The 21,536-nt window shown below is 66.6% G+C and carries 22 protein-coding genes and 2 tRNA genes; 10 read left to right on the top strand and 14 right to left on the bottom strand.

Translation table 11 applies throughout. The annotated features are described in order from the left end of the window. A tRNA-Tyr gene (locus tag B9A95_RS23590) sits at window positions 1-86 on the bottom strand. Window positions 87-144: 58 nt separating this feature from the next. Then, a tRNA-Thr gene (locus B9A95_RS23585) sits at window positions 145-220 on the bottom strand. A 396-nt stretch (window positions 221-616) separates the two neighbouring features. On the opposite strand from B9A95_RS23585, the gene B9A95_RS23580 reads away from it, so the two are divergent. The 6 genes from B9A95_RS23580 to pstB all read left to right on the top strand — a co-directional run bounded on the left by B9A95_RS23580 (window position 617) and on the right by pstB (window position 8,400). Continuing rightward, on the top strand, window positions 617-2,506 hold the full coding sequence (locus B9A95_RS23580; protein ID WP_084050936.1) for an ABC transporter ATP-binding protein: 1,890 nt from the start codon (window positions 617-619) through the stop codon (window positions 2,504-2,506). Beyond that, window positions 2,503-4,374, top strand: a complete 1,872-nt coding sequence (locus B9A95_RS23575) for an ABC transporter ATP-binding protein (protein WP_084049501.1) — start codon at window positions 2,503-2,505, stop codon at window positions 4,372-4,374. The genes B9A95_RS23580 and B9A95_RS23575 overlap by 4 nt, the downstream gene beginning before the upstream one ends. A 114-nt stretch (window positions 4,375-4,488) precedes the next feature. Next, entirely contained in the window at window positions 4,489-5,511 is a 1,023-nt protein-coding gene (pstS, locus tag B9A95_RS23570) for a phosphate ABC transporter substrate-binding protein PstS (RefSeq protein WP_084049500.1), read from the top strand. A 182-nt stretch (window positions 5,512-5,693) separates the two neighbouring features. Further along, entirely contained in the window at window positions 5,694-6,698 is a 1,005-nt protein-coding gene (pstC, locus tag B9A95_RS23565; protein ID WP_084049499.1) for a phosphate ABC transporter permease subunit PstC, read from the top strand. Continuing rightward, window positions 6,698-7,561 carry a phosphate ABC transporter permease PstA gene (gene pstA / locus B9A95_RS23560; RefSeq protein ID WP_084050935.1) on the top strand — a complete coding sequence of 288 codons (864 nt, stop codon included), beginning with the start codon at window positions 6,698-6,700 and terminating at the stop codon, window positions 7,559-7,561. Before pstC ends, pstA begins: the two co-directional genes overlap by 1 nt. 80 nt (window positions 7,562-7,641) lie before the next feature. Beyond that, window positions 7,642-8,400, top strand: coding sequence for a phosphate ABC transporter ATP-binding protein PstB (gene pstB, locus B9A95_RS23555; RefSeq protein WP_084049498.1), 759 nt, complete (start codon window positions 7,642-7,644; stop codon window positions 8,398-8,400). A gap of 216 nt (window positions 8,401-8,616) precedes the next feature. Here the strand turns inward: pstB and B9A95_RS23550 are convergent, their stop codons facing one another. The 3 genes from B9A95_RS23550 to B9A95_RS35665 form a co-directional block, all read right to left on the bottom strand. Then, window positions 8,617-8,931, bottom strand: coding sequence for a hypothetical protein (locus tag B9A95_RS23550; protein ID WP_084049497.1), 315 nt, complete (start codon window positions 8,929-8,931; stop codon window positions 8,617-8,619). A gap of 4 nt (window positions 8,932-8,935) precedes the next feature. Beyond that, the gene (locus B9A95_RS35670; protein ID WP_245808457.1) at window positions 8,936-9,277 is read right to left on the bottom strand and encodes a hypothetical protein; all 342 of its coding nucleotides are present in this window, start codon (window positions 9,275-9,277) and stop codon (window positions 8,936-8,938) included. A gap of 75 nt (window positions 9,278-9,352) precedes the next feature. Beyond that, the gene (locus B9A95_RS35665; protein ID WP_245808456.1) at window positions 9,353-9,844 is read right to left on the bottom strand and encodes a hypothetical protein; all 492 of its coding nucleotides are present in this window, start codon (window positions 9,842-9,844) and stop codon (window positions 9,353-9,355) included. A 303-nt stretch (window positions 9,845-10,147) separates the two neighbouring features. Between B9A95_RS35665 and B9A95_RS23540 the strand changes: the two genes are divergently transcribed. Further along, complete coding sequence (locus tag B9A95_RS23540) at window positions 10,148-10,810, top strand: phosphate signaling complex PhoU family protein (protein ID WP_084049496.1); 663 nt, start codon at window positions 10,148-10,150, stop codon at window positions 10,808-10,810. Between the two features lie 68 nt (window positions 10,811-10,878). Beyond that, window positions 10,879-12,678 (top strand): M3 family oligoendopeptidase, encoded by a 1,800-nt coding sequence (locus B9A95_RS23535; protein WP_084049495.1) that lies wholly within the window; start codon window positions 10,879-10,881, stop codon window positions 12,676-12,678. 88 nt (window positions 12,679-12,766) lie between these two features. Here B9A95_RS23535 and B9A95_RS23530 read toward each other — a convergent pair whose 3' ends face one another. The 3 genes from B9A95_RS23530 to B9A95_RS23520 all read right to left on the bottom strand — a co-directional run bounded on the left by B9A95_RS23530 (window position 12,767) and on the right by B9A95_RS23520 (window position 16,355). After that, a complete protein-coding gene (locus tag B9A95_RS23530; protein ID WP_084049494.1) occupies window positions 12,767-14,380 on the bottom strand; it encodes a S49 family peptidase in 1,614 nt (537 codons plus the stop codon). Window positions 14,381-14,385: 5 nt separating this feature from the next. Continuing rightward, window positions 14,386-15,228 carry a group III truncated hemoglobin gene (locus B9A95_RS23525; protein WP_084049493.1) on the bottom strand — a complete coding sequence of 281 codons (843 nt, stop codon included), beginning with the start codon at window positions 15,226-15,228 and terminating at the stop codon, window positions 14,386-14,388. Between the two features lie 260 nt (window positions 15,229-15,488). Next, the gene (locus tag B9A95_RS23520) at window positions 15,489-16,355 is read right to left on the bottom strand and encodes a c-type cytochrome (protein ID WP_084049492.1); all 867 of its coding nucleotides are present in this window, start codon (window positions 16,353-16,355) and stop codon (window positions 15,489-15,491) included. 116 nt (window positions 16,356-16,471) lie between these two features. Between B9A95_RS23520 and B9A95_RS23515 the strand changes: the two genes are divergently transcribed. Then, entirely contained in the window at window positions 16,472-17,224 is a 753-nt protein-coding gene (locus tag B9A95_RS23515; RefSeq protein WP_084049491.1) for a helical backbone metal receptor, read from the top strand. 90 nt (window positions 17,225-17,314) lie between these two features. On the opposite strand, the gene B9A95_RS23510 is transcribed toward B9A95_RS23515, so the two are convergent. From B9A95_RS23510 to B9A95_RS23490, 5 genes are all read right to left on the bottom strand, one after another. Continuing rightward, window positions 17,315-17,929: a TetR/AcrR family transcriptional regulator gene (locus B9A95_RS23510; RefSeq protein WP_084049490.1), complete on the bottom strand. Its 615-nt coding sequence runs from the start codon at window positions 17,927-17,929 to the stop codon at window positions 17,315-17,317. Window positions 17,930-17,997: 68 nt separating this feature from the next. Continuing rightward, window positions 17,998-18,498, bottom strand: coding sequence for a hypothetical protein (locus B9A95_RS23505; RefSeq protein ID WP_084049489.1), 501 nt, complete (start codon window positions 18,496-18,498; stop codon window positions 17,998-18,000). A gap of 46 nt (window positions 18,499-18,544) precedes the next feature. After that, a complete protein-coding gene (locus tag B9A95_RS23500; protein ID WP_084049488.1) occupies window positions 18,545-19,165 on the bottom strand; it encodes a GNAT family N-acetyltransferase in 621 nt (206 codons plus the stop codon). Window positions 19,166-19,246: 81 nt separating this feature from the next. Further along, window positions 19,247-19,846 (bottom strand): recombination mediator RecR, encoded by a 600-nt coding sequence (gene recR, locus B9A95_RS23495; protein ID WP_084049487.1) that lies wholly within the window; start codon window positions 19,844-19,846, stop codon window positions 19,247-19,249. Window positions 19,847-19,892: 46 nt separating this feature from the next. Next, window positions 19,893-20,183, bottom strand: coding sequence for a YbaB/EbfC family nucleoid-associated protein (locus tag B9A95_RS23490; RefSeq protein ID WP_084049486.1), 291 nt, complete (start codon window positions 20,181-20,183; stop codon window positions 19,893-19,895). 154 nt (window positions 20,184-20,337) lie between these two features. Here B9A95_RS23490 and B9A95_RS23485 point away from each other — a divergent pair, with 154 nt between their 5' ends. Then, on the top strand, window positions 20,338-20,814 hold the full coding sequence (locus B9A95_RS23485; RefSeq protein ID WP_084049485.1) for a hypothetical protein: 477 nt from the start codon (window positions 20,338-20,340) through the stop codon (window positions 20,812-20,814). 14 nt (window positions 20,815-20,828) lie between these two features. Here B9A95_RS23485 and B9A95_RS23480 read toward each other — a convergent pair whose 3' ends face one another. Continuing rightward, entirely contained in the window at window positions 20,829-21,506 is a 678-nt protein-coding gene (locus tag B9A95_RS23480; protein WP_084049484.1) for an NUDIX hydrolase, read from the bottom strand. Window positions 21,507-21,536 lie beyond the last annotated feature (30 nt).

Below are 21,536 nucleotides of genomic sequence, written 5' to 3'. Positions count from 1 at the left end.
TGGTGGGCAGGGGCGGATTCGAACCGCCGTACACGTACGTGAACAGATTTACAGTCTGTCGCCTTTAACCACTCGGCCACCTACCCATATTATGTCGGCCCCTATCGTCTCGGCCCGGATTGTGGTGGCGTGTGGCGCGCCACTTGGAGCCACCCAGGAGAATCGAACTCCCAACCTTCCGATTACAAGTCGGGTGCTCTACCAGTTGAGCTAGGGTGGCACCTCTCCCGCTGGAAGGCGGAGAAAATCTCTGCCTCTGGGGTTCGGAAGTTTCGCGCTCTCGCGGTCACTTCCGGCTGTGAATAGTAGCACCGGCCCCCAAGGGTGTCAACACGGCGTTGATGCCTCCTCCCGCTTCCCCCGCCCCTCTTTCCTGCCTCTGGGGTGGGTGGGGGGTTCGGCACCCTTAAGCAGACCTTGAGGCGTGCATTTTTGCCTCACACTCCGCCATTACGCGCATTCTCCGCTCCGCCAGCGCGCGTACACTGGCGAGGCTTCGGGCACAGGCCTTTTCCGGTCCTGCGCCCTGATCTTTCCTGCGTTTCCCCGCCTCTTTCCCCTTCATTTGAGGTGAAGTGCCTTGGACAGCTTAAGAACGCTCTGGCCCTACCTGAGCATGCACCGGCGGCAATACCTGATCGGCATTGTGGCCGTCATCATCGCCAACAGCGTCAATCTCCTGCCCGCCTTCTTTATTCGCCTGACCATCGACGGACTGACGCGGGCCACCGACAACAGCGCGCGGACCGTGGGCATCACCCTGCCGCAGGTGGGCCTCTACGCCCTGGGTACGGTGCTGGCTTCGCTGACGGCGGGGGCCCTGATGCTGGTGATGCGCCGGCAGATCGTAATTGCCTCTCGGCAGACCGAGTACGAAATCCGGCGCGACATCTACGGCAACCTGCAGACGCTGGACAAGAAGTTCTACGACCGCTCCCGCACAGGCGACATCATGAACCGCCTGACGGGGGACCTGAACGCCGTGCGCGAAATGCTGGGCTTCGGGCTGTGGCAGGTGGCGAACATCACGTCGGGGTTTGCCACTGCCTTTGCGGTCATGTTCAGCCTGAGCTGGCAACTGACGCTGGTGGTGATCACGGTGATGCCCGTGATCGTGGGCCTGCTGTACTACCTGGCGCGCCTGATCAACCTGCGGCACACCAAGGTGCAGGAGCAGAATAGCCTCATCGCTGCCAAGGCGCAGGAAAACTTCAGCGGGGCGCGCGTGGTCAAGGGTTACGCCATCGAGGACCGCGAGATTGAGGACTACCGCGCGATGAACCTCGAACTCTTGCGGCGCAACGTCGCCCTGACGAAGGTGGATGGACCACTCCGGGCCGTGATGAGCCTCTTGATCGGCCTGACATTCGGTGTGATCTTGCTGCTCAGCGGACGGCTGATCCTTTTCCCCGAAGCGGGCAACGCCTTTACCATCGGGAAATTTGTGCAGTTTGTCGCCACCCTGGACCGCCTGGCCTGGCCCATGATGATGATCGGCTGGATCACGGGGGTCACGCAGCGCGGCCTGTCTTCCTGGCTGCGCCTGCGTGAGCTGCTCGACGCCCGCCCCCAGGTCCATGACGCGCCAGGGCGTACAGAGCCTTCTATCCGCAGGCTGCGCGGCGAGCTGAGCCTGGAGAACGTGACGCTGCGTTACGGTGAGGCCAACGTGTTGGACGGCGTGAACCTCCATATTCCTGCCGGTACGTTCCTGGGCATCACCGGGCCGACGGGCAGCGGCAAGACCGTGCTGGGCCAGCTCATCACGCGGAGCATGGATCCGACGGGCGGTGTGGTGCGCATTGATGGGCACGACATTCGGCACATTCCCCTGCGGGTGCTGCGCGACCATATCGCCGTGGTGCCGCAGGAACCCTTCCTGTTCAGCGACACCATCGCCAACAACATTGCCTTTGGGCTGGAAAGCCGGGAACTGCCCCCCGTTCCCACGCGTGTGGGCGTCTCCACCGTTCCCGTTCCGCCGGAAATCCCCCAGCAGCCCGATCTGGAGCGGGTGCGGAACGCGGCGCGGCTCGCTGGGCTGGCCGGAGATGTGGACGAGTTTCCCCTGGGATACGACACCATGCTGGGCGAGCGCGGCGTGACCTTATCGGGTGGCCAGCGGCAGCGCACGGCGATTGCCCGCGCCATCGTGCGCGAACCCGCCGTCCTGATTCTCGACGACAGCTTGTCTGCGGTGGACACCGAGACCGAGCGCCGCATTCTGGACGGGCTGCGCGAAGTCACGAAGGGCCGCACCGTCATCCTGATTGCCCACCGGGTCAGCACCTTGCGGCACACCGATCAAATCGTGGTGCTGGATCACGGGCGCGTGATCGAACAGGGCACGCACGACGACCTGCTTGCGGCGGGCGGGCACTACGCAGGCCTGGAACGCCTGCAGCGCTTGGCCTCAGACCTCGACAACGACGATGAGCCGGTGCGTGACCCAGAAGACGCGGCCGATGAACTCGAACGCCACTCTCCCCAGGAGGCCGTGAAGTGACGGTGCCCGATTCCAACGACGCCTTTAAAAAAGCCTTTGACCTGAAGCTGACCCTCCGCATCCTGACCTACCTGCGGCCCTACGTACCGCTGGTGGTGACCGCACTGACAGTCGCGTTGCTGCTTGCCGTCCTTTCACCGCTGCCCACGCTGGTGCAAAAGCACGCCATTGACACCTACCTCACACCTTTTGTGCGGAATCCGGGGCTGAACGCAGAGACGCTCTACCACGGTCTGACGCTGGCCGCGCTGGGTTATATGGGCCTGAAAGGGCTGGAGTTCGTGCTGAACTACGCCTCCACGCTCGCCATCGGGTACCTCGGCCAGAACGTGTTGCGCGACATCCGCGCCGACGTGTTTTCCAAGTTGCAGCGCCTGCACCTGGCCTTTTTCGATCAGAACCCGGTGGGACGGCTGATCACCCGCGTGACGAGCGACGTGGACGCCATCAACCAGTTCATTACGGGGGGGTTGATCAGCATGATCACGAGCAGCTTCCTGATCCTGGTGTACATGGGCTTCATGCTGCGGCTGAACTGGAAGCTGGCCTTGATTAGCTTCACGGTGCTGCCGGTGCTGTTCCTCGCCACCAACTTCTTCCGCGCGCGGTTGCGCGACGCTTTTCGGGTCACGCGGATTCAACAGGCCATCGTCAACAGCCGCCTGAACGAGAACATCACCGGGATGCTGACCGTGCAGCTGTTCGGGCGTGAGGCCCGCACCGCTTTCGACTTCGATCACACCAACCGGGCGCTGCTGAACGCCAACATCAACAGCGTCCGCTGGTTCTCGCTGTTCATGCCCACGGTGGCAATTCTGGGACAGGTGGCCGTGGCGCTCGTGCTGTACTTCGCCTCCCGGCAACTGCTGGGGGCGGACGCGGTGGAGAGCGGCGTGGCGGGGGCCGTCACCGTGGGTACCCTGTTCGCTTTCGTGCAGTGGACGCAACAGCTGTTTCAACCCATCCAGGACCTCGCCGACGTGTTCAATAACCTGCAGGCGGCGATGGCGAGCAGCGAGCGCATTTTCGAGGTGCTGGACACCGAGGAGAAGATCGCGGACAAGCCGGATGCCCAGAAGCTGGGGAACTTCGAGGGCCGGGTGGACTTCGAGAACGTGTGGTTTGCCTATGACCAGACGGTCACGGCAGAGGCCCCCGAGACGGACGACCGCTGGATTCTGCGCGGCATTGACCTGCACATTCAGCCCGGAGAGAGCGTGGCCTTTGTGGGCGCGACGGGCGCGGGCAAGACGAGCGTAACGGCGCTGGTGAGCCGCTTCTACGACGTGCAGCGCGGCGCGGTGAAGGTGGACAGCGTAGATGTGCGCGATCTGGCGCAACATGACCTGAGAAAACACGTCGGCGTGGTACTGCAAGACGTCTTTCTCTTTGCGGGCACCATCGAGAGCAACCTGACGCTGAACAACCCTGACATTCCCCACTCGCGGGTGGTGGAGGCGTGCCGTTATGTGGGCGTCCACGACTACGTCCTCTCGCTGCCCGAGGGCTACAACACCGAGGTGCGCGAGCGCGGGGCAACGCTTTCCACTGGGCAGAAGCAGCTCCTCGCCTTTGCCCGCGCGTTGATCCAGAACCCGGACATCCTGCTCGTGCTCGATGAGGCCACCGCCAACGTGGACACCGAGGCCGAGATTCGCATTCAGCAGGCGCTGCAAAAGGTCATGCGGGGGCGCACCAGTATCATCATCGCCCACCGCCTGTCAACCATCGAGAATTGCGACCGCATCGTGGTGATGCGCCGGGGCCGTGTGGTGGAGCAGGGCAGCCACCGGGAACTGCTGGACAAGGGCGGGTATTACGCGCGGCTGCACCGGTTGCAATACGCGCAGGGGGAAGCGGCGGACTGAAACGGTCGGAGGGCGGTGGGGGAGACTTCGCCGCCCGCCCTTCTGGCTCCGGCCTGACCTTCTGATGACAACCCAGTGACGCGCGGCTGACACTTCGCCCGCAACCTGTCAGGCATGAAGAAGACTTTCCTCCTGGGCCTGGCCCTGGTTGCAACCACCGCGAGCGCGCAGAGCCTGACAGGCGCGGGCGCGTCCTTCCCCTTCCCCCTGTATTCCAAGATGTTCGCCGAGTACAAGAAGTCGGCGGGTGTGGACGTGAACTACCAGTCGGTGGGCAGCGGCGCAGGTCAGAAGCAGATCACCGAGCGCACCGTGGACTTCGCGGGCAGCGACAACCCCATGAGCGATGATGCGCTGAAGGCCGCGCCCGCACCCCTGCTGCACGTGCCCATGGCAATTGGGGCCGTGGTGCCTGCCTACAACCTGCCTGGCGTGACCCAGCCCCTGAAGTTCACGGGTAAGGTGCTGGCCGACATCTACTTGGGCAAGATCAAGACCTGGGGCGACAAGGCGATCACGGCGCTCAACCCCGGCGTGACCATTCCCCCGCTGCCTATGACTGTGGCCCGGCGCAGCGACGGCTCGGGCACCACCTACGTCTTCTCGGACTACCTGGGCAAGGTTTCCTCCGAGTGGAAGAGCAAGGTGGGCGTGGGCAACAGCCTCCAGTGGCCCGTGGGCACCGGAGCCAAGGGCAACGACGGCGTGGCGGGAATCGTGAAGAGCACCCCCGGCGCGCTGGGCTATGTGGAGCTGGTGTACGCCAAGCAGAACAAGCTGACGTTCGGCAGCGTGCAAAACCGCGCTGGGAAGTTTGTCTTGGCCGACAACGGCCCCGCTGCCGCGGCAGCCAAGGGCGTGGTCATTCCCAGTGATACCCGCGTGAGCATCACCAACAGCGCGAACGCCGACGCCTACCCCATCGCCAGCTTCACCTACGTGATCTTCTACCAGGACCAGAAGTACGGGAGCCGCACCGAGGCGCAGGCCAAGACCCTGAAAAACCTGCTGACATGGATGGTTACTTCCGGGCAGGAGTACAACGAGCCGCTGGACTACGCCAAGCTGCCCTCCAACGTGGCGGCCAAGGCCAAGAGCATCATCGGCAAGCTGAACTACGGCGGCAAGAAGCTCTGACCTTCTGGGGGAGAGGATGAATGGCGCGAGGTCGCCACTTCTCTCCCCACCCCAACTTCTGAACTTCCATGTGGGCGGCCCTCCGAGGTGGGGGCCGTTCTCCTTGGCCTGCGCGAGCTGACCTGCTCCTGACGGTTGCCCTGTGAACTGGGGGAAGTTCGCCTCCGAGAGGTCATGACACTATGAGCAAACCCGCCCAACGTCTCCCCTTACGCACCTCGCTGTCCAGCGCCAGCGACCGCGTGTTCCAGATCCTGATTCTCGCGCTCGCCTCGGTCATCGTGCTCGTGTTTTTGCTGAGTGTCTTTCAGCTGACCCGCGAGTCCTGGCCTGCCCTGCAGAAATTTGGGCTGGAGTTCTTTACCCAGCGCACCTGGAACCCTGTGGCGGGCACCTACGGAGCTGCGACCATGATCGTGGGTACGCTGGTGACCAGCCTGGTGGCGCTCGCCATCAGCGTGCCCCTTGCCATCGCCTCAGCGCTCTTCGTCGCCGAGTACGCGCCGAAGTGGTTGGCAAACCCGGTGGGCTACCTGATTGAGTTGCTGGCCGCCGTGCCCAGCGTGGTGTACGGACTTTGGGCGCTGTTTGTGATTGCTCCAGTGCTGGGCAGGTGGCAGACGGCCTATTTCCTGAATCCAGGCAACGCCGCCACCATCACAAAGTGCAATGCGCTGTGGGCCGAGCAGACGACCAACCTGCAGTGTTTTTTCGTGCCCTCGGGGGCAGGCGGGCGCGGCCTGGCCCTGGCCGTCATCATCCTGACCGTGATGATCCTGCCCTATACGGCTTCGGTGGCACGAGACGTGATCCGCCTCGTGCCGCAGGACCAGCGCGAAGCGATGTATGCCCTCGGTGCGACGAAGTGGGAAGTGATCTCGCGCGCCATCTTGCCCTATGCCCGCGCCGGAATTCTGGGTGGCGTGATTCTGGCCCTGGGCCGCGCCCTCGGCGAGACGCTGGCGGTGGCGATGGTGATCGGCGACAGCCAGGAAATCCTGAAGAGCCTGTGGGGCAACGCGAGCACGATGGCGTCGGTGATCGCCAACCAGTTCGGAGACGCGCAGGAAACGCTGCACCGCTCCAGCGTGGTCACGCTCGGCCTGAGCCTCTTTTTTCTGAGCGTGGTCGTGAACTACGCGGCCCGACTGATCATCGCGCGCCTGACGCCGAAAGGCATTCAATGATGCGGACCGCTGCCGCCACTTCCACCCGCCCCCGCGCCGCCCTCAGTCCAGCCCGGCGCCTGAAGAACATGGCGATGGGCGGCCTGATCCTGCTCGCCACGCTGCTGGTGGTTGCGCCCCTGATCCTGATTTTCGTGTACCTGCTGCGCGAGGGCGTGGGCGCGATGAACCTCGACTTCTTCACCAAGACTCCCGCTCCCGAAGGCGAGACGGGTGGCGGCCTGCTCAACGCCATTCTGGGCAGCCTGGAAATGCTGACGATGGCGAGCGTGATTGGCGTTCTCGTCGGTGTGGCGGGCGGAATTTTCCTGGCCGAATACCCCAAGCACCCGCTGATGCCCACCATCCGTATGATCAGCGACGTGCTGGCGGGCATTCCGGCCATCGTCATGGGCCTCGTCGCTTACGGTCTGATTGTGCTGAAATTCGGCTTCTCAGGCCTGGCGGGCGGGCTGGCGCTGGGCTTCCTGATGATTCCCATTGTGGTCCGCACCACTGAGGAAGTGCTCAAGCTCGTGCCCAAGACGGTGCGTGAGGCGGGGCTGGCGCTGGGTCTGCCCCAGTGGCTCGTGACCCTGCGGATCGTGCTGCCCGCCGCCGCCGGGGGCATCGTGACCGGCGTGATGCTCGCGCTGGCCCGCGTCGCTGGAGAGGCTGCGCCCCTGCTGTTCACCGCCTTCGGCAACCCGCAGGTCAACTTCGATCCCACCAAGCCGATGAGCGCTCTGCCGATGGAGATTTTCCGCGGAGCCACCAGCGCCTACGAGGAAAACCAGCGGATGGCGAAGGCTGGAGCGCTGCTGCTGATCACGCTGATTTTTGTCACGAGCCTGTTGGCCCGCCGCTTCAGCCGCCGTAAGTAGGCAGCCGGCCGTCAGCAGTCAGCAAAACCCTTCCCCAGAGCTGACGGCCCACCGCTGACAGCTTTCCCCAAAGGAGCTTCATGACCCCTCTTCTCAGCGCCAGCGACGTCAGCATCTTTTATGGTGAGAAACAGGCTGTGCGAAACGTCCATCTCAACGTCAACCGTGGCACCGTGAATGCCCTGATCGGCCCTTCCGGCTGCGGCAAGACCACTTTTCTGCGGGCAATCAACCGCATGCATGACCTGACGCCCGGCGCGCGGGTAACGGGTACCATCCTGCTGGACGGTGAGGACGTGTACGGCTCGGGCGTGGACCCCGTGTCTATGCGCCGCCGCGTGGGTATGGTCTTTCAGAAGCCCAATCCCTTTCCCACCATGAGCGTGTTCGACAACGTGGTGAGCGGCCTGAAGCTCGCGGGCATCCGCGACGGCAAGCGCCTGATGGAAGTCGCAGAGCGTTCCCTGCGTGGCGCGGCGCTGTGGGATGAGGTCAAAGACCGACTCAAAACCCCGGCGACGGGTCTGTCGGGCGGTCAGCAGCAGCGCCTGTGCATTGCGCGCGCGCTGGCGGTAGAACCCGAAATTCTGCTGATGGACGAGCCGACTTCGGCGCTTGACCCCGCCAGCACCGCCAAGATCGAGGACCTGATGACGGACCTGAAAAAGGTCACCACCATTATCATCGTCACGCACAACATGCACCAGGCGGCGCGCGTGTCCGATACCACCTCGTTCTTTCTGAACGGCGATCTGGTGGAGCACGGCCAGACGGACCGTATCTTTACCAGCCCAGGTGACGAGCGGACCGAGGCGTATGTGACGGGCCGCTTCGGCTGAGAGGAAGAGGAAAGGGGAAGGGGGCCGCACGGGAATCGTCCCGGTGCGGCCCTCGTTCAGACGTGGACCTCAACTTTGTACAGCGCCCGTAAACTGGCGGTTACGGGGCCGCTTTGCCCGTTGCAGGCCTCCCTCCTCATCCCTGGATACGCGGGGCCCTCCCTCCTGCGAAACTGTGCCTGTCCCGCGAGGGGAGAGGGTCAGGGGCGTCCCGCCTTACTTCCCGGCCCGGGGCTGGAAAATTTCGTGGGGACCGTACCAGGCGTGGTTGGCATCCCCGTCAGCGGCAAACAGGCGGATCAGCACCCTGGCCTCGTCCTCGGCCACGTCCTTTACCGTGAACTGTTCGAGGTACTCGTCCACATGGGCGTAGGCGCGGTCTTCGCCATTGAGGCGGACGTGGATGTGGACGTTGCCTGCCTCGCCGCAGTCCTCGAAGCGGCGCTGAAGATTGTCCTGCCAGCGGTCATATTCGTGGGCGCTCATCAGCATGAAGCTCTGGTTGCGGTAGTCGAGCATTTTGTAACGCATGTCCCTATGCTACGCCCACACCCCCAGTGGGAGCCGCACGTTTGCCGTTACTCGTGCGGTGGCGGCTGGTCCGGTCACAGTAATCGGTGGCCGCCGCCTGGAACTCGCCCACCACGGCTCCGCGCTTAAAGGGGTCGCCGGCGCGCGCCCCCTCAGCGGCACACTCCGGCGTGAAGCGCGTTCCTTTGGGCACAGGCGTGTTTCCGATCACCAGCGGGCGCTTGGCCCCGCACACGGCGCAGTGGGGGCTGCAAAAGGAGAAGCCGGTGGGCCCGCCGCCAGGGTGGCGGGCGGTCTGTGCTCCGCCCGCCTTCACCGCCTGAACCAGGGCGTTCCAGAGGGCCAAGCTGGCGTCTGGGTCCAGCGTCCATATCTCCCCGATGAGGCGCGTGGCGTCGGGGTTGCGCGCCGTCTGGGTCTGTCATGACCCAGGGACCGAAGCCGGGGCAGCGGCGCCGCCCGTACCCCCACCCCGGCGGGCGGACGTATTCTGTCCTCCCTTTTCCTTGTCCAGAAGGGCGGGATAGCTCAGCAGGTCCTCGATGGCTGCCTTGGCCCGCTCCTCCACCTGCTTGTGCAGGGCCAGCGGCGCCCCAGGTCGGTACATGCTCGCGGTGTAGTTGGCGCGCGACAGGGCCTGGGCAAGCTGGCCCTGCAAGGTGGTGAGACGCGGCCGGCCCCGGGCGCAGCGTGTTCCAAGGTGTGTACGGCCGCTGCGGCGTGCAAGCGTATGGCGCCGTGCGCGGGGACAGGGTTCTACCGGGGACCACCCGGGCCGCCGGCCGGGCAGGGTTCCGGCAGGCAGATCAATGCCGGGGTCATGGGCGGCCTGACCCGCGTAGCCCAGTCGGCGCTGCACCTCGGTGCGGTAGGCCTTCACCTGGCCGAAGGTCACGGGCGGAACGAAACCCATGGTGGGGGGGGTCCGCCACTGCGCCGGCTTCCAGCATCTTGTCGCCCAGGGTCTGGAGGGTAAAAGCGTTCCAGGCGCAGTCCAGCTCCGAGCCCACGTGCCGCGCTGCGGCGTCGAGCATGGGGTGAATCTGCTCGTCCGCGCGGCGGTCAGCGTCCAGGGCTTCGGCGCCGGTTCACGGCGGAGGGAGGCGCGCATGCGGGCCCCCTCCACGCCTGAACACTACGGCACAGTCTTGGCGGGCCTTCCCATGGGGCACCTGCCCCTGACCTTGGCCTCACAACCGGCCATAATACTCCCCGCATGACCAACGGCCAGACCAGCACCACGCACCTGACCGCCCGCTTTCTGCGGATGCTGAGCCTGGCGCTGGAGGAACTGGACGCCGTGCGCGACGCCTTCCGCCGCGCCGAGTATGCGGGCCTGACATTGCGCGCCGGGGCCCTGGAGCGCGAGACCGACGCGCTGGAGCGCGAGATTGAGGACGCCTGCCTGCGCGCCTTTGCCGGGCCGCTCTCGCCGGACGCCCTCGCCTTTCACCTGATGGTGTTTCGCAGCCTGACCAATCTGGAGCGCGTGGGCGACTACGCCTTCGGGGTGGCGCGGGACCTCGAGGCCCTCGCCCCCCGTACCCGCAGCGCCACCCTGCAGGACGTGCTGCCGCTGGTCAACCTGCTGGTGGAGATGCTGGAAAAGCTGGCGTACGCGTTTGCGGAGCGCGACGTGCAGGCGGCCCGCCAGGTGATGCGCCTGGATGCCGAGGGGGTGGACGCCCTGTACGAACAGATGCTGCGCGCCAGCCTCACGCGGCTGCACGAGCGCCCCGACGACGTGGAGGTGGCCCTGACCGCCAACCGCATGGCCCGTAACCTGGAGCGGCTGGGCGATCACCTCGTCAACGTGGCCGAGCGGCTGGAGACGATGGTGTTGCGCGGACAGGGCCAGGTGGAGGCGCAGGCAGGATGAGGGCCCGCCTGCCCTAAGCCATCTGGCCGAGATCCCGGTCCTCACCTGGTCTGGCTAGACTGCCCGGCATGACCACCACCGAAAGGCTTGAGGCCGGAGCGCATGAACTGCCCCGCTGGCGAACCGATGACCTGTACGCGGGCCTGAACGATCCCCAGCTTTCCGCTGACCTCAAAGCGCTGGGCGGGGAAGTCCGTGCGCTGGAAGCCATCTTCGACGCTCTGGGTGTGCGCAAGGGCGGAAACGTGGCGACGCCGGAAGCGCTGGAGCAGGTGCTGGGCGCGATGAACACCCTCGTCCTGCATCTGGTTCCCGTGCGCGGCTACCTCCAAGCCTTCGTGACCACCGACAGCCGCAACGCTGCCGCTGAGCAGATGATGGGCGAACTGACCACCCTGGCCCTGCCCCTGGGGCCGTTGCGCTCGCGCCTGACCGCGTGGCTGGGCGAGGCGGACGTGGACGCGCTGCTCGCCGCATCGGAAGTGGCCCGCGCCCACGAGCACCTCCTGCGCCGCAGCACCGTGTACGCCCAGCACCAGATGACCCCGCAGGAGGAGGACCTCGCCGCGCGCTTGCGTCCCAGTGGGGCGGGCGGCTGGGCCAAGCTGCACGGCAACGTGTCCAGCCAGTTGAGCGGGGAGTACCGCGGCCAGAGGCTTCCCGTGACGGCCCTGCGCGCCCTTGCCACCGATCCGGACGAAGCGGTGCGGCGCGACGCTTTTGAAGCCGAGCTGAACGTCTGGCAGGATTGCGAAGTGGTGCTCACCGCTGCCATGAACGGCGTCAAGGGCGAGGAGGGCACCCTCGCCGTCCGCCGGGGTTTCCCTGACGCTGTGGCCCCCAGCCTGCTTACCCACGGCATCGACCGCGAGACCCTGGAGGCCATGCAGAGCGCGGTGGTGCGTTCCCTCCCCGACTTCCGCCGCTATTTCGCAGCCAAAGCCCGCGCGCTGGGCAAGGACAAGATGGACTGGTGGGACCTCTTCGCGCCGCTGGGCCGCAGTGAAACCGAGTGGACCTACGAGGCGGGGACACGCTTTGTCGAACGGCAGTTCCGGGGTTACTCGCAAAAGCTCGGAGACTACGCCGCGCGCGCCTTTCGTGAAGGCTGGATCGACGCCGGGCCGCGGGAAGGCAAGCGCGGCGGGGCCTTCTGCATGGGCTGGCGCGGCGACGAGAGCCGCATCCTCATGAACCACGATCCCAGCCTCGACAGCGTATCCACCCTCGCGCACGAACTGGGGCACGGCTACCACAACCTGCTGAAGGCGCCCAAGACGGCCCTACAGCGCGAGACGCCCATGACGCTGGCCGAAACCGCCTCCATCTTCTGCGAGACGATCATTCAGAATGCGGCGCTGGAGGGGGCGACGGGCGAGGAACGGCTCTACGTGCTGGAAACCCAACTGCTGGGGCACGCGCAGGTGGTGGTGGATATTCACTCGCGCTTCTTGTTCGAGCGGGCCGTCTTCCAGAAACGGGCCGAGCGGGACCTGACGGGGCAGGAACTGAACAACTTGATGACCTGGGCGCAGCGCGAGACGTACGGCGACGCGCTAAACACCACGCACCCCTACATGTGGGCCGTCAAGCCGCACTACTACAGCCTGGGCTTTTACAACTATCCGTACACTTTCGGCTTGCTGTTCGGGCTCGGCCTGTACGCCCAGTACCGGCAGGCCAAGGCCGAAGGCCGTGAGGCCGACTTCCAGGCCCGCTACGACGATTTGCTCTCCAGCACTGGACTGGCCGGCGCCCGCACCCTCGCTGCCCGCTTTGGCATTGATCTGCACGCGCCCGAGTTCTGGGAAGAAAGCCTGGACTTGATCCGGGGGCAAATTCGGGAGTACGAGAAGATCATTGGGTAGTGGCCGTGGACTGGGGCGAGCTCCAAGCCGAGAAGGAGGGGAGGTGGACGCCCGGGTGCGTCCACCTCCCCTCTCTGTTCCCCACCACCTAGCGAACTTTGACTTCCTGATCCAGCCACGTCAGCACCCGCTCGCGGCCGAAGGGCCATACGCCCACCTGCGCGGCGCGGGCGGCTTCCTGCATGAATTCGGGCAGGGGGCCGTTGCGGGCGGGCGCGGCGTTCCAGGTGGGGGCGTCGTCGGGGAGCCCCGCGAGTTCACGCGCTTTCTGAATCCCCACGCGCAAATCACCCAATTCGTCCACCAGGCCGAGGTTCAGGGCGTCCAGACCGCTCCAGATGCGGCCCCGACCGATCGCGTTGACGCGATCGGTGCTCAGCTTGCGGCCTTCGGCCACCCGTGAGACAAAGCGGTCGTAGACCTCGGCGATGCTCCGCTCCACGTGCGAGCGTTCCTCGTCGCTGAAGGGCCGGGCTGCCGAATACATCAGGGCACGTTCGCGGCCTACCGATTCGGGATTCAGGCCGTGGCGGGCGTTGAACTCGCGCATCACGGGCTTGCCGCTCACCACGCCGATGCTGCCGGTTAGGGTGTAAGGGCTGGCAACCACGTGTTTGGCGTGGGTCAGGACGTAGTAGCCCCCACTCGCGGCATACTCGCCCATCACGGCCACCACGGGCTTTTCCGAGGTCGCCACCTCGCGCCAGATCAGGTCCGAGGCGAGCGCCGAGCCGCCGCCACTGTCCACGTACAGCACGATGGCCTTGGTCTTGTCGTCCTTCTTGGCTCGGCGAAGCGCAGCGACGACGGTATCGGAGCCTGCCTGCGGGCCGCCCAGCAGCGGCAGGGGCAGCGGGTTGTTGCGGCTCTTGCCAGTCACGATGGCGCCGATCACGGACACCACTGCCACCCGCCCGGCTTTCGGCTGAGACGGCTTTTGCGGCATCAGCAAGTCCAGCACCGCGGCGATGGGCCGGGTACCGGGGCCGACGAGCTCGTCCTCGTAGGCCACCTGGGTAATCAGCCCGGCGTCCAGCGCCGCCTGCGCGCTCGTGAGTTCGCCCGTCAGCCATGAACGGGCCGCGTTCTCGCTCACGCCCCGCGCGTCAGCAAGGTCCAGCGCCCAGGCCGTTTCCAATCCGTTCAGGTACGCCGTGAGCTGTTCGCGGTTGGCCTCGTCCATGTGCTCCTGCGAGAAGCGGGTCAGGGCCGCCTTGTATTCCCGGATTCGCAGGTTCTCGAACTCGATGCCGTTCTTTTTCAGGAACGCGCCCAGGAAGGTGGGCTGAACCGCGAAGCCGGGGACCATCACATCCGCCGATTCGGGGGCCACAATCTCGGTGGTGCCGCTGGCCGCGAGCAGCGCCGTCATGGTGAGCTGCGGCAGATACGCGACGACGCGCTTGGCTTCTGCCAGATGCGCGAGCAGGCCCCGGATGGCGTGCGCCGTGGCGGGCGAACCCGTGAACTCCGAGATGCGGATGAGGACCCCGTGAAGCCACCCCGCCCCCCGGAGTTTCTCGATGCGCGCCTCCAGTCCCTCCAGCGTTTCCTCACGGTTCAGGAGCGCCTGGATTGGATTGCTGGGCTGCCGCGCCGCGTAGGAGCCGGTCACGTCGAGGACGATCCAGGTGGGGTGCGTCACGCCGTCGGGAAGCTTGTCCTCGAGGGTTTTCAGGAAGGGAATGTTCAGGGGAGCCATACCCCCTACGGTACGCGTCTTGAATGAGGACGGTTCCCCACCCCCCGGCGACCCAGGCGTGCGCCCATCGCCCCAGCCCGCCAGGTCAGGAGCCTCGCTGCTTCGGGGGAGAGGTGCCGCTCCGCCGCTTCTTGAAAGAGGGTCAGCCAGCGTTCCAGATGAACGCCCCGAATACCCAGCCTCGCGTGTACGTGATTCAGGTTGCCCCGCCATACCGCAGCGCCGCTCAGCACCGTTACCCAGAAGGCCGTGACCCGGTCCAGATGTGCGTCCCAGTCCTCGACGTGGACGGCAAAGATTGGACCCAGCACCTCGTCGTGCTGGATACGGGCATAGAAATCATCCAGCAGGAGGCGCAGGCCAGCTTCGCCACCTACCGTTTCGAGTGCGTCGATCTGCCGCGCGCCCTTCGGCAGCGTTCGCCCTTCCAGAAACTCGGCGAGAACCTCGGGTGGCAAGTCTACGCCCGCCCAGGCCGTGACCTGCCCCGCCTGCCACAGCAGCGGCGCTTCGCCCTGCCGCTGCACAACCTCGGCGTCGCGGGGCAACTCGGCCCACTCGTCCGCGAGGCCGGGCTGCGGCTCGGCCCGCACCTTCGCGCCCAGGACCCGGCCCAAAAGCGCTGCGCCTGCACCCCAGCCCAGCACCGGCAGTCCTCGCCGCACGGCCTGCGACACCAGCGTGAGCCGCGCCCAGCGGTCCGGGCGCGCCCGCACATCCGCGACAGGCTCACCGTCATGGGGCACGAGCAGACCCACTGCGCCGGTCAGTCCCTCCAACGTCGCCTCCTCCACCTCCAGTCCAAACTGGGGTAGGGGGGGGGTGGAGAGCAGCAGCCTGGAGGTCACCGGCCCAGGATACGGCGGTGATACTCAGCGGTGATACGCTTTCCGGATCATCCGTTCTATCCCCTCCGCTTCGGTGATTTCGCGCCTTTGTGTCACCGTTTTTCCTACTCGCTTTGCGGCGCAGCGCTGCACGTCCGCTCGGGTTGGCCCGTGATGAAGTCGCGGATTTACCCGCATCCTTATGAGGCGGTCAGACCCTTGGACCTTCAGGCCTGACAACGAAAAACCTGCCCCGAAGGACAGGCGCTCCGACGCGCAGCCTATTGCCGGAGCGTCTTGAGGTAAGCGTAGATGTCGGTAAGGTCCTCGTCGCTGAGTTGCTCGGTCGTAAAGCGCGGCATGACGGCCCCCAGTTCGCGGTCCGGGGCATGGCCCTGACGGACGGCGGCCTGGAACTGCTCGATCATCCAGGTGCCGGGGCCCTTGTCGCCGTTCAGGGCCGGACCTATGCCTCCCTTGCCATCGGGGCCGTGGCAGCCCGAGCAGGTGGCGACGAACTTCTTCTGGCCCTCGGCCGTATCGCCGCTGAGGGCGCTGGAAACCTCAGCGGCCTTGGAGTCGCTCATGCCGGGGCTGCCCGCCGCCGCCTTCTCGGTGTTGGAGGCCCCGGTCTGGCCGAGTTCAGTCTTGTCCGTGTCGTTGGAGGTGGGCGACTGGGTCTTGTCGCCGCTCACGCCCCCCGGGCTCTGCTCGGCCCCACTGTCTGTCTGGGCACCGGGGGCCACGTCAGAGTTACCGCCGGGAGCCGAGGTGGCCGCGCCCGCCACCTTGCCGGTCTGGGGGACCTCGCCGGTCACACCGGCGTTGGGGCCGCCCGCCTTGTTCTGGAGGGTTACGGTGGCGCCGTTCATGGTGGCGTTGGGGCCGTCGCCGCCGGGTGCGGCGAGGGGACGGCTCTCGCCGGCGTTCACGGCCGCCTCCTGGTTGGACACCACGCCGTCGCCCTTGGTGCCCACGGCGACGTTGCTGGTACCCGCGCCCGAGGGGGTGCTCGCGCTCTCGGCGGTGCCCTGGGCCCCGGCCTTCTCGGCCTCGTGGGGGGTGGTGGCCATGCGGTAACCCGTCAGCGAGCCGCCCAGCGTCAGCGCCAGCAGCAGCGTCATGGTGACGGCAAACGTGTTCTTCATACCCGTCACCCTACCACACGGTCAGGGGGCGTTTGACTGCGGCTGGTGGGCCTTTCTTTGGTGTTTCGGTCGGGGAATTCCCATACGTTCTGCGGTCGGTTCGTTATCCTCTCCCCATGTCCGCCGTGCCCCTCCGCCTCGCCTCGCTGACCTCCTCGAACTCGGACATTCTCGCCGCGCTGGGGGTCAGCGGCTGGATGGTCGCCGCCGACAGCCACAGTGACGCGCCGGGGATGGACGGGGCCGTGCGGCTGGGTCCTGACCTGAATATCGACGTGGAAGCGCTGCGAAAGTTACGGCCGGACCTCGTGCTGGGCAGCCTGAGCGTGCCTGGCATGGCGCGGGTGGTGGAGGCGGTCCGGGCGGCGGGCCTGCCCCTGCTCGTCCTCGATCCCGTAAGCGTGCCGGCCACCCTGGGCAGCATCCGCGAGATTGGGAGGGCCATCGGCTTGGAGGGCCACGCCGATGAAATCGCCGCCTTGCTGGAGCGCGAACTGCACGCCCTGGCCCGCAGCTACCCCCGTCCTCCGCGCGTCCTGGTGGAGTGGTGGCCCAGGCCCATCATTGCCGCGACCCGCGAGTCGTGGGTCACGGACCTGCTGGAGACGCTGGGGGCCGAGAACGCGCTGAAAGACAGGCCAGGCCGCAGCACGCCGCTAACGCTGGACGAGGTGCGCGCCTCAAGGCCCGATCTGATCGTCTGCTCGTGGTGTGGGGCGAAAAAACTGCGTCCTGAAGTGATTGAGGCGCGGGGGCTGGGCGTGCCTGTCGCCTGCGTGCCCGAGAGCGGACTGGGCCGTCCGGGGCCGCGTCTGATTGAGGGGGCGCGGCAGATCGCGGCGGCATTGGGGCGGCTGGAGGTGGGGTAGGACGGCGTTTTGGAGCCCCTCACCCCTTGGTCCGGAGGACCCTCGCTGCTTCGCAGCTGTGTACGTTGCGTCAGGGGAGATTCTCCCGCCTCAGGCGCTTTCTCCTGCGGGCGCCGCCTCCGCCGGCCACCCCAGCAGCGCCCGCAGTCCCCGCAAGCACTCCGCCCTATAAGCTGTCAAATCGGGCTCCGCGTCGGCCAGAAAGCGCACGCTCAGGCCCTCCACCACGGCGCGCATAAGCCGCGCCCGCTCCTCGGCTCCCGCTTCTCCGCCCAGCCGCGCCAGCTCCAGATCCAGCGTCAGGGTTTCGCGCTGAAAGTCGCGCTGCACGGCCATCAGTTCGGGGTCCCGGGTGGCGGCAGCCAGGAAGTCCAGCGCGACGGTGTAAAAGCGCCGGGTGTTTTCGACGCCGTAAAACTGGTTGTCCACGTAGGCGGCGAGCTTGGCCCCGGGCGTGGCCGCCTGCCGCAGCGCCCGCCGGGTGGCGACGGTGATGGTGCGGGTAAAGCGGCGCATCACGGCGGCGAGCAGGCCCGAGCGGCTGCCGAAGTGGTAGGCCAGCGTGCCCTTGCTCACGCCAGCGTACCCCGCAACGTCGGAGAGCGTCACGCCCGCGTAGCCGCGTTCGTAGATCGCCAGGTACGCCGCCTGCTCCAGCGCCGCGCGTCGCCTCCGGTCCTGAATGGGATTGACTCGGCGGGCCATAGGAGGGCAGGGTACTCCTCGGAAGGGTCTGGCCGTCAAACCGGTTGGGCCTTCAGGGCGGGAAATGCCTAATCCACCTCGTAGCGCAAAAACTCCCGCATTTCGTTTACGCAGGGACTGGCCTCGCGCTGGGCGCTGCTGCCCGTCACGGTGCGCAGCAGACCCGAGTCGCTGAGGTACAGCTGGCTGATCTCGTAGGTGACTCCGTTCGCCTCCTGGCTGTAGGCGGCCAGAACGCCCCAGGTGTCGTTGCGAAACACAGGCTGCGTGACCAGATCGCCCACGCCGCTCTTTTTTAGGCTTCGGGACAGACTGGTCTGCAGGCGGCGGGCGAAGGTCAGGGCCTCGGCCTCCGTCTTCAGCAGGGGAAACGCCTGGCCGTGGCGTTCCTCACGCAGCACGCACGCCCCGAGCGAATCGGTCCAGAGGTTTGCGTCGCCGTTCACCGGCGTCCAGCCGCCCATGGGCACGATCAGCGCCCCGGCGGGAGCAGCGAGCAGCGGCAGCAGCGCGAGGGCCGTCCAGTTGCGGCGAAGGCGGGCGCAGCGGAGAAGGGAGGCGGCAGGCATGGGGGGCAGTCTACCCGCTGCCATGTGCCCGTTTCCGGAGGCGTTCTCATCTTCCAGCTTCCACCCGGGCCTCCAGTCCGGCGCGCACCTCCGGCCACTCGCTGTGCAAGACGCTAAACATCACGCTGTCGCGGGCGTAACCGTCAGGGCGCACCTGGTACTGCCGCAGCACCCCTTCCCGCACAGCCCCCAGCTTTTCCACCGCGCGCAGGCTGCGGGCATTGCGGGCGTCCACCTTAAAGTGAACGCGGTTCGCGCCCAGCACGTCGAAGGCCCGGTCCATCAGCAGCAGTTTGGCCTCCGGGTTCACGCCCACCCCCTGCGCGCTGGGAACGAGCATGGTGCCCACCTCCACCCAGCGGTCTCCCGCGCGAACCTCGCTGTAACTGATGCGGCCCACCGCCCGTCCCTCCACGAGCACGGCCCAGTTGATCCGGGTGGGCAGAGCGTTGAGCCGCGTGATGTAGCTGGCCCAGCCCTCCACGCTGCGCGGTTCCGGTCCCCCCCGCGAGAGCAGGGCGTAGGTGTCCTCGTCCGCTCCCGCGTGCAGGTCAGGCGCATGGTCTGGCGTGAGCGGCACGAGGGAGACGCGCCTGCCGGTCAGGGGAACGGGCCGCAGCCACGCGTCAGACGGGGCGGGAGGCCGGGGGTTGGAGGCGCGCGTCATGGGATTACGGTAAGGCAGCGGTGGGCCAGAGAAAGCGGCCCTGCCTGGAAGATTCAGGCAGGGCCGGAGGGGAAGCGGCGGCTACGCCTTGCTGACCCGTTGCCGCCCGGTCAGCGCTCGGCCCAGCGTTACCTCGTCGGCGTATTCCAGCGCGCCGCCCACCGGCAGACCGTAGGCAATGCGGCTCACGGTGGCCCCCAACGGTTCGAGCAGCCGCTGAAGGTACAGCGCGGTGGCGTCACCCTCCACGGTGGTGCCCGTCGCGAGGATCACCTCCATGCCCTCTTGCACGCGCGGCAGCAGGGGCCGGATATGCAGCTGCTCAGGCCCGACGCCGTTCATGGGGCTCAGAACGCCGTGCAGCACATGGTACAGCCCGCTGTATTCGCCGCTGCGCTCAATGGCGATCACGTCGCCGGGTTCCTCCACCACGCACACCAGCCCCTGATCGCGCGAGGCGTCGCTGCACACGTCGCAGCGTTCGGCGTCCGTGATGTTGAAGCAGACCGGGCAGGTATGCAGCTCCCGCTTGGCTGCCAGGAGCGCTCCTGCCAGCCGCTCGATGTCCTCGCGTGGCTGCTCGAACAGGTGGAACGCGAGCCGCTGCGCGCTTTTGGGTCCGATGCCCGGGAGCCGCGACAACTCCCGGATAAGCGCCACCAGAGAGGGCGGGTACTTCACGCCCTCCCTCCCTGGCGACTGGCGACTGGCAACAGGCGCCTCCCCATCAGAAGCCGGGAATCCTCAGCCCGTTCGTCGCTTCCTGCTGCAGCGCGTCGGCCTTGCCCGACGCGTCTTGCAGCGCGACGAGCAGCAGGTCTTCAAGGGCTTCCACGTCGTCCGGGTCCACGGCCCCTGGGTTGATCTTGAGTCCCAGCACCTTGCCGTGCCCGTTCATGGTGACGGTCACGAGGCCGCTGGCCGTGCCCTCCACCGTTTGCGCAGCGAGATTCTCCTGGATTTTGGAAGCGGCGGCCTGGGCCTGCTGCATCTGTTTCATCAATTTTTTCATGTCCATACGCGCGTTTCTCCTCGTCTGTACGCTGAGGGCTCGTCCGACTGGCAGCCCGCCTTCAGGTGCGGCGTCAGTTTACCGTGCCCCGCTTCCGCTTGCCCTGCCCCGGCTCACGCTCAGGGCTCTTCACATCCGGGTACGCTCTACTGCGGCTGTCATGCGCCGACGTCCGCTTTGCCTCCTGGCCTGCCTCCTGGGCGGCTGCACCTTCGTTGCCTCGCCCCGCGACACGGCCCAGTGGACCACCACCGTGTACGGCGTGGGCGTGACGTGGCGTTGGGTCACGCCCGGAACACTCAAGCGCGGGTCAGACGGATTCTACGCGGGCTATACCCTGACCGGGCCACTGGGGCAAACGTGCGTGGTGGACATCGATCCGGCCCTCTCGCGCGGGGACCTCGTGCGGGTGGCGGCGCACGAGTACGGCCACTGTGCGGCGGGGCGTTACCTGAAGCTGGGAGCGAATACGGCAGGGTTGAGCGCCTACCACCAGCAGATTCAGGAACAGTGGCCCGAGCGTTACGCCGAGGCCTACATCAAGGCCTGTGGCCGCAGCCTGAAGCCCCTGGGGTGGGTGGACATCGTGGAGCCAACGTGCGAGGCCGCGCCAGATCCGAGGACGTTTCAGCCCTGAAGCTCCGCTGACCCCTACAGCGCCGCCGTTCGCGTTCCCTTGGCCCGGCGGTAGAGCTGGGCGGGGCGGCCCACGCCGCTGCGCCGCTCGCCACTTGCCACCAGAATGCTCTGGGCGAGGAGGCGTTTGCGGAAATTCCGCTTGTCCAGCGGGCGGTTGAGGATGGCCTCGTACACACCCTGCAACTCCGGCAGCGTAAAGGTGTCGGGCAGGAATTCCAGCGCCAGGTTGGCGTACTCCAGCCGCAGCTGCAGCCGCTTGATCGCGCGGTCCAGGATGGCGGCGTGATCGAAGGCCAGGGTGGGAGGCGTGTGGGCCGGAAACCACGCCGCGCCCAGGGTGTGCCCGCCTCCCGCCACTTCGACCGTACCGTGGGGCAGCACGGCCAGGTGCGCGACGGACACGATGCGCCCGCGTGGGTCCCGGTTAACCTCCCCAAAGGTATAGAACTGCTCCAGGTGGCGGGGTTCAAGCTTCACGGTGGTTTCGGTACCCAGTTCACGCAGGGCGGCCTCGTGCAGGGCCTCGCCCACCTGCACGAAACCGCCCGGCAGCGCCCAGGTGCGGGCGTGGGGCAATTCGCCACGCTGCACCAGCAGGACCCTCAGCTCTCCCGCGTGCATGGCGAAGGCCGCCACGTCCACCGCCAGACCCACTTGTGTGGCCTGGGGCGGAAGCGAGAGTGTCTCCATGACACAAACACTAGGCGTGCGTCCGAAGGG

Source organism: Deinococcus hopiensis KR-140, from assembly GCF_900176165.1.
Classification (GTDB): Bacteria; Deinococcota; Deinococci; order Deinococcales; family Deinococcaceae; genus Deinococcus; species Deinococcus hopiensis.
The sequence above is the reverse complement of the archived record's forward strand: the minus strand, read 5'-3'. Positions and strand labels throughout refer to the sequence as shown.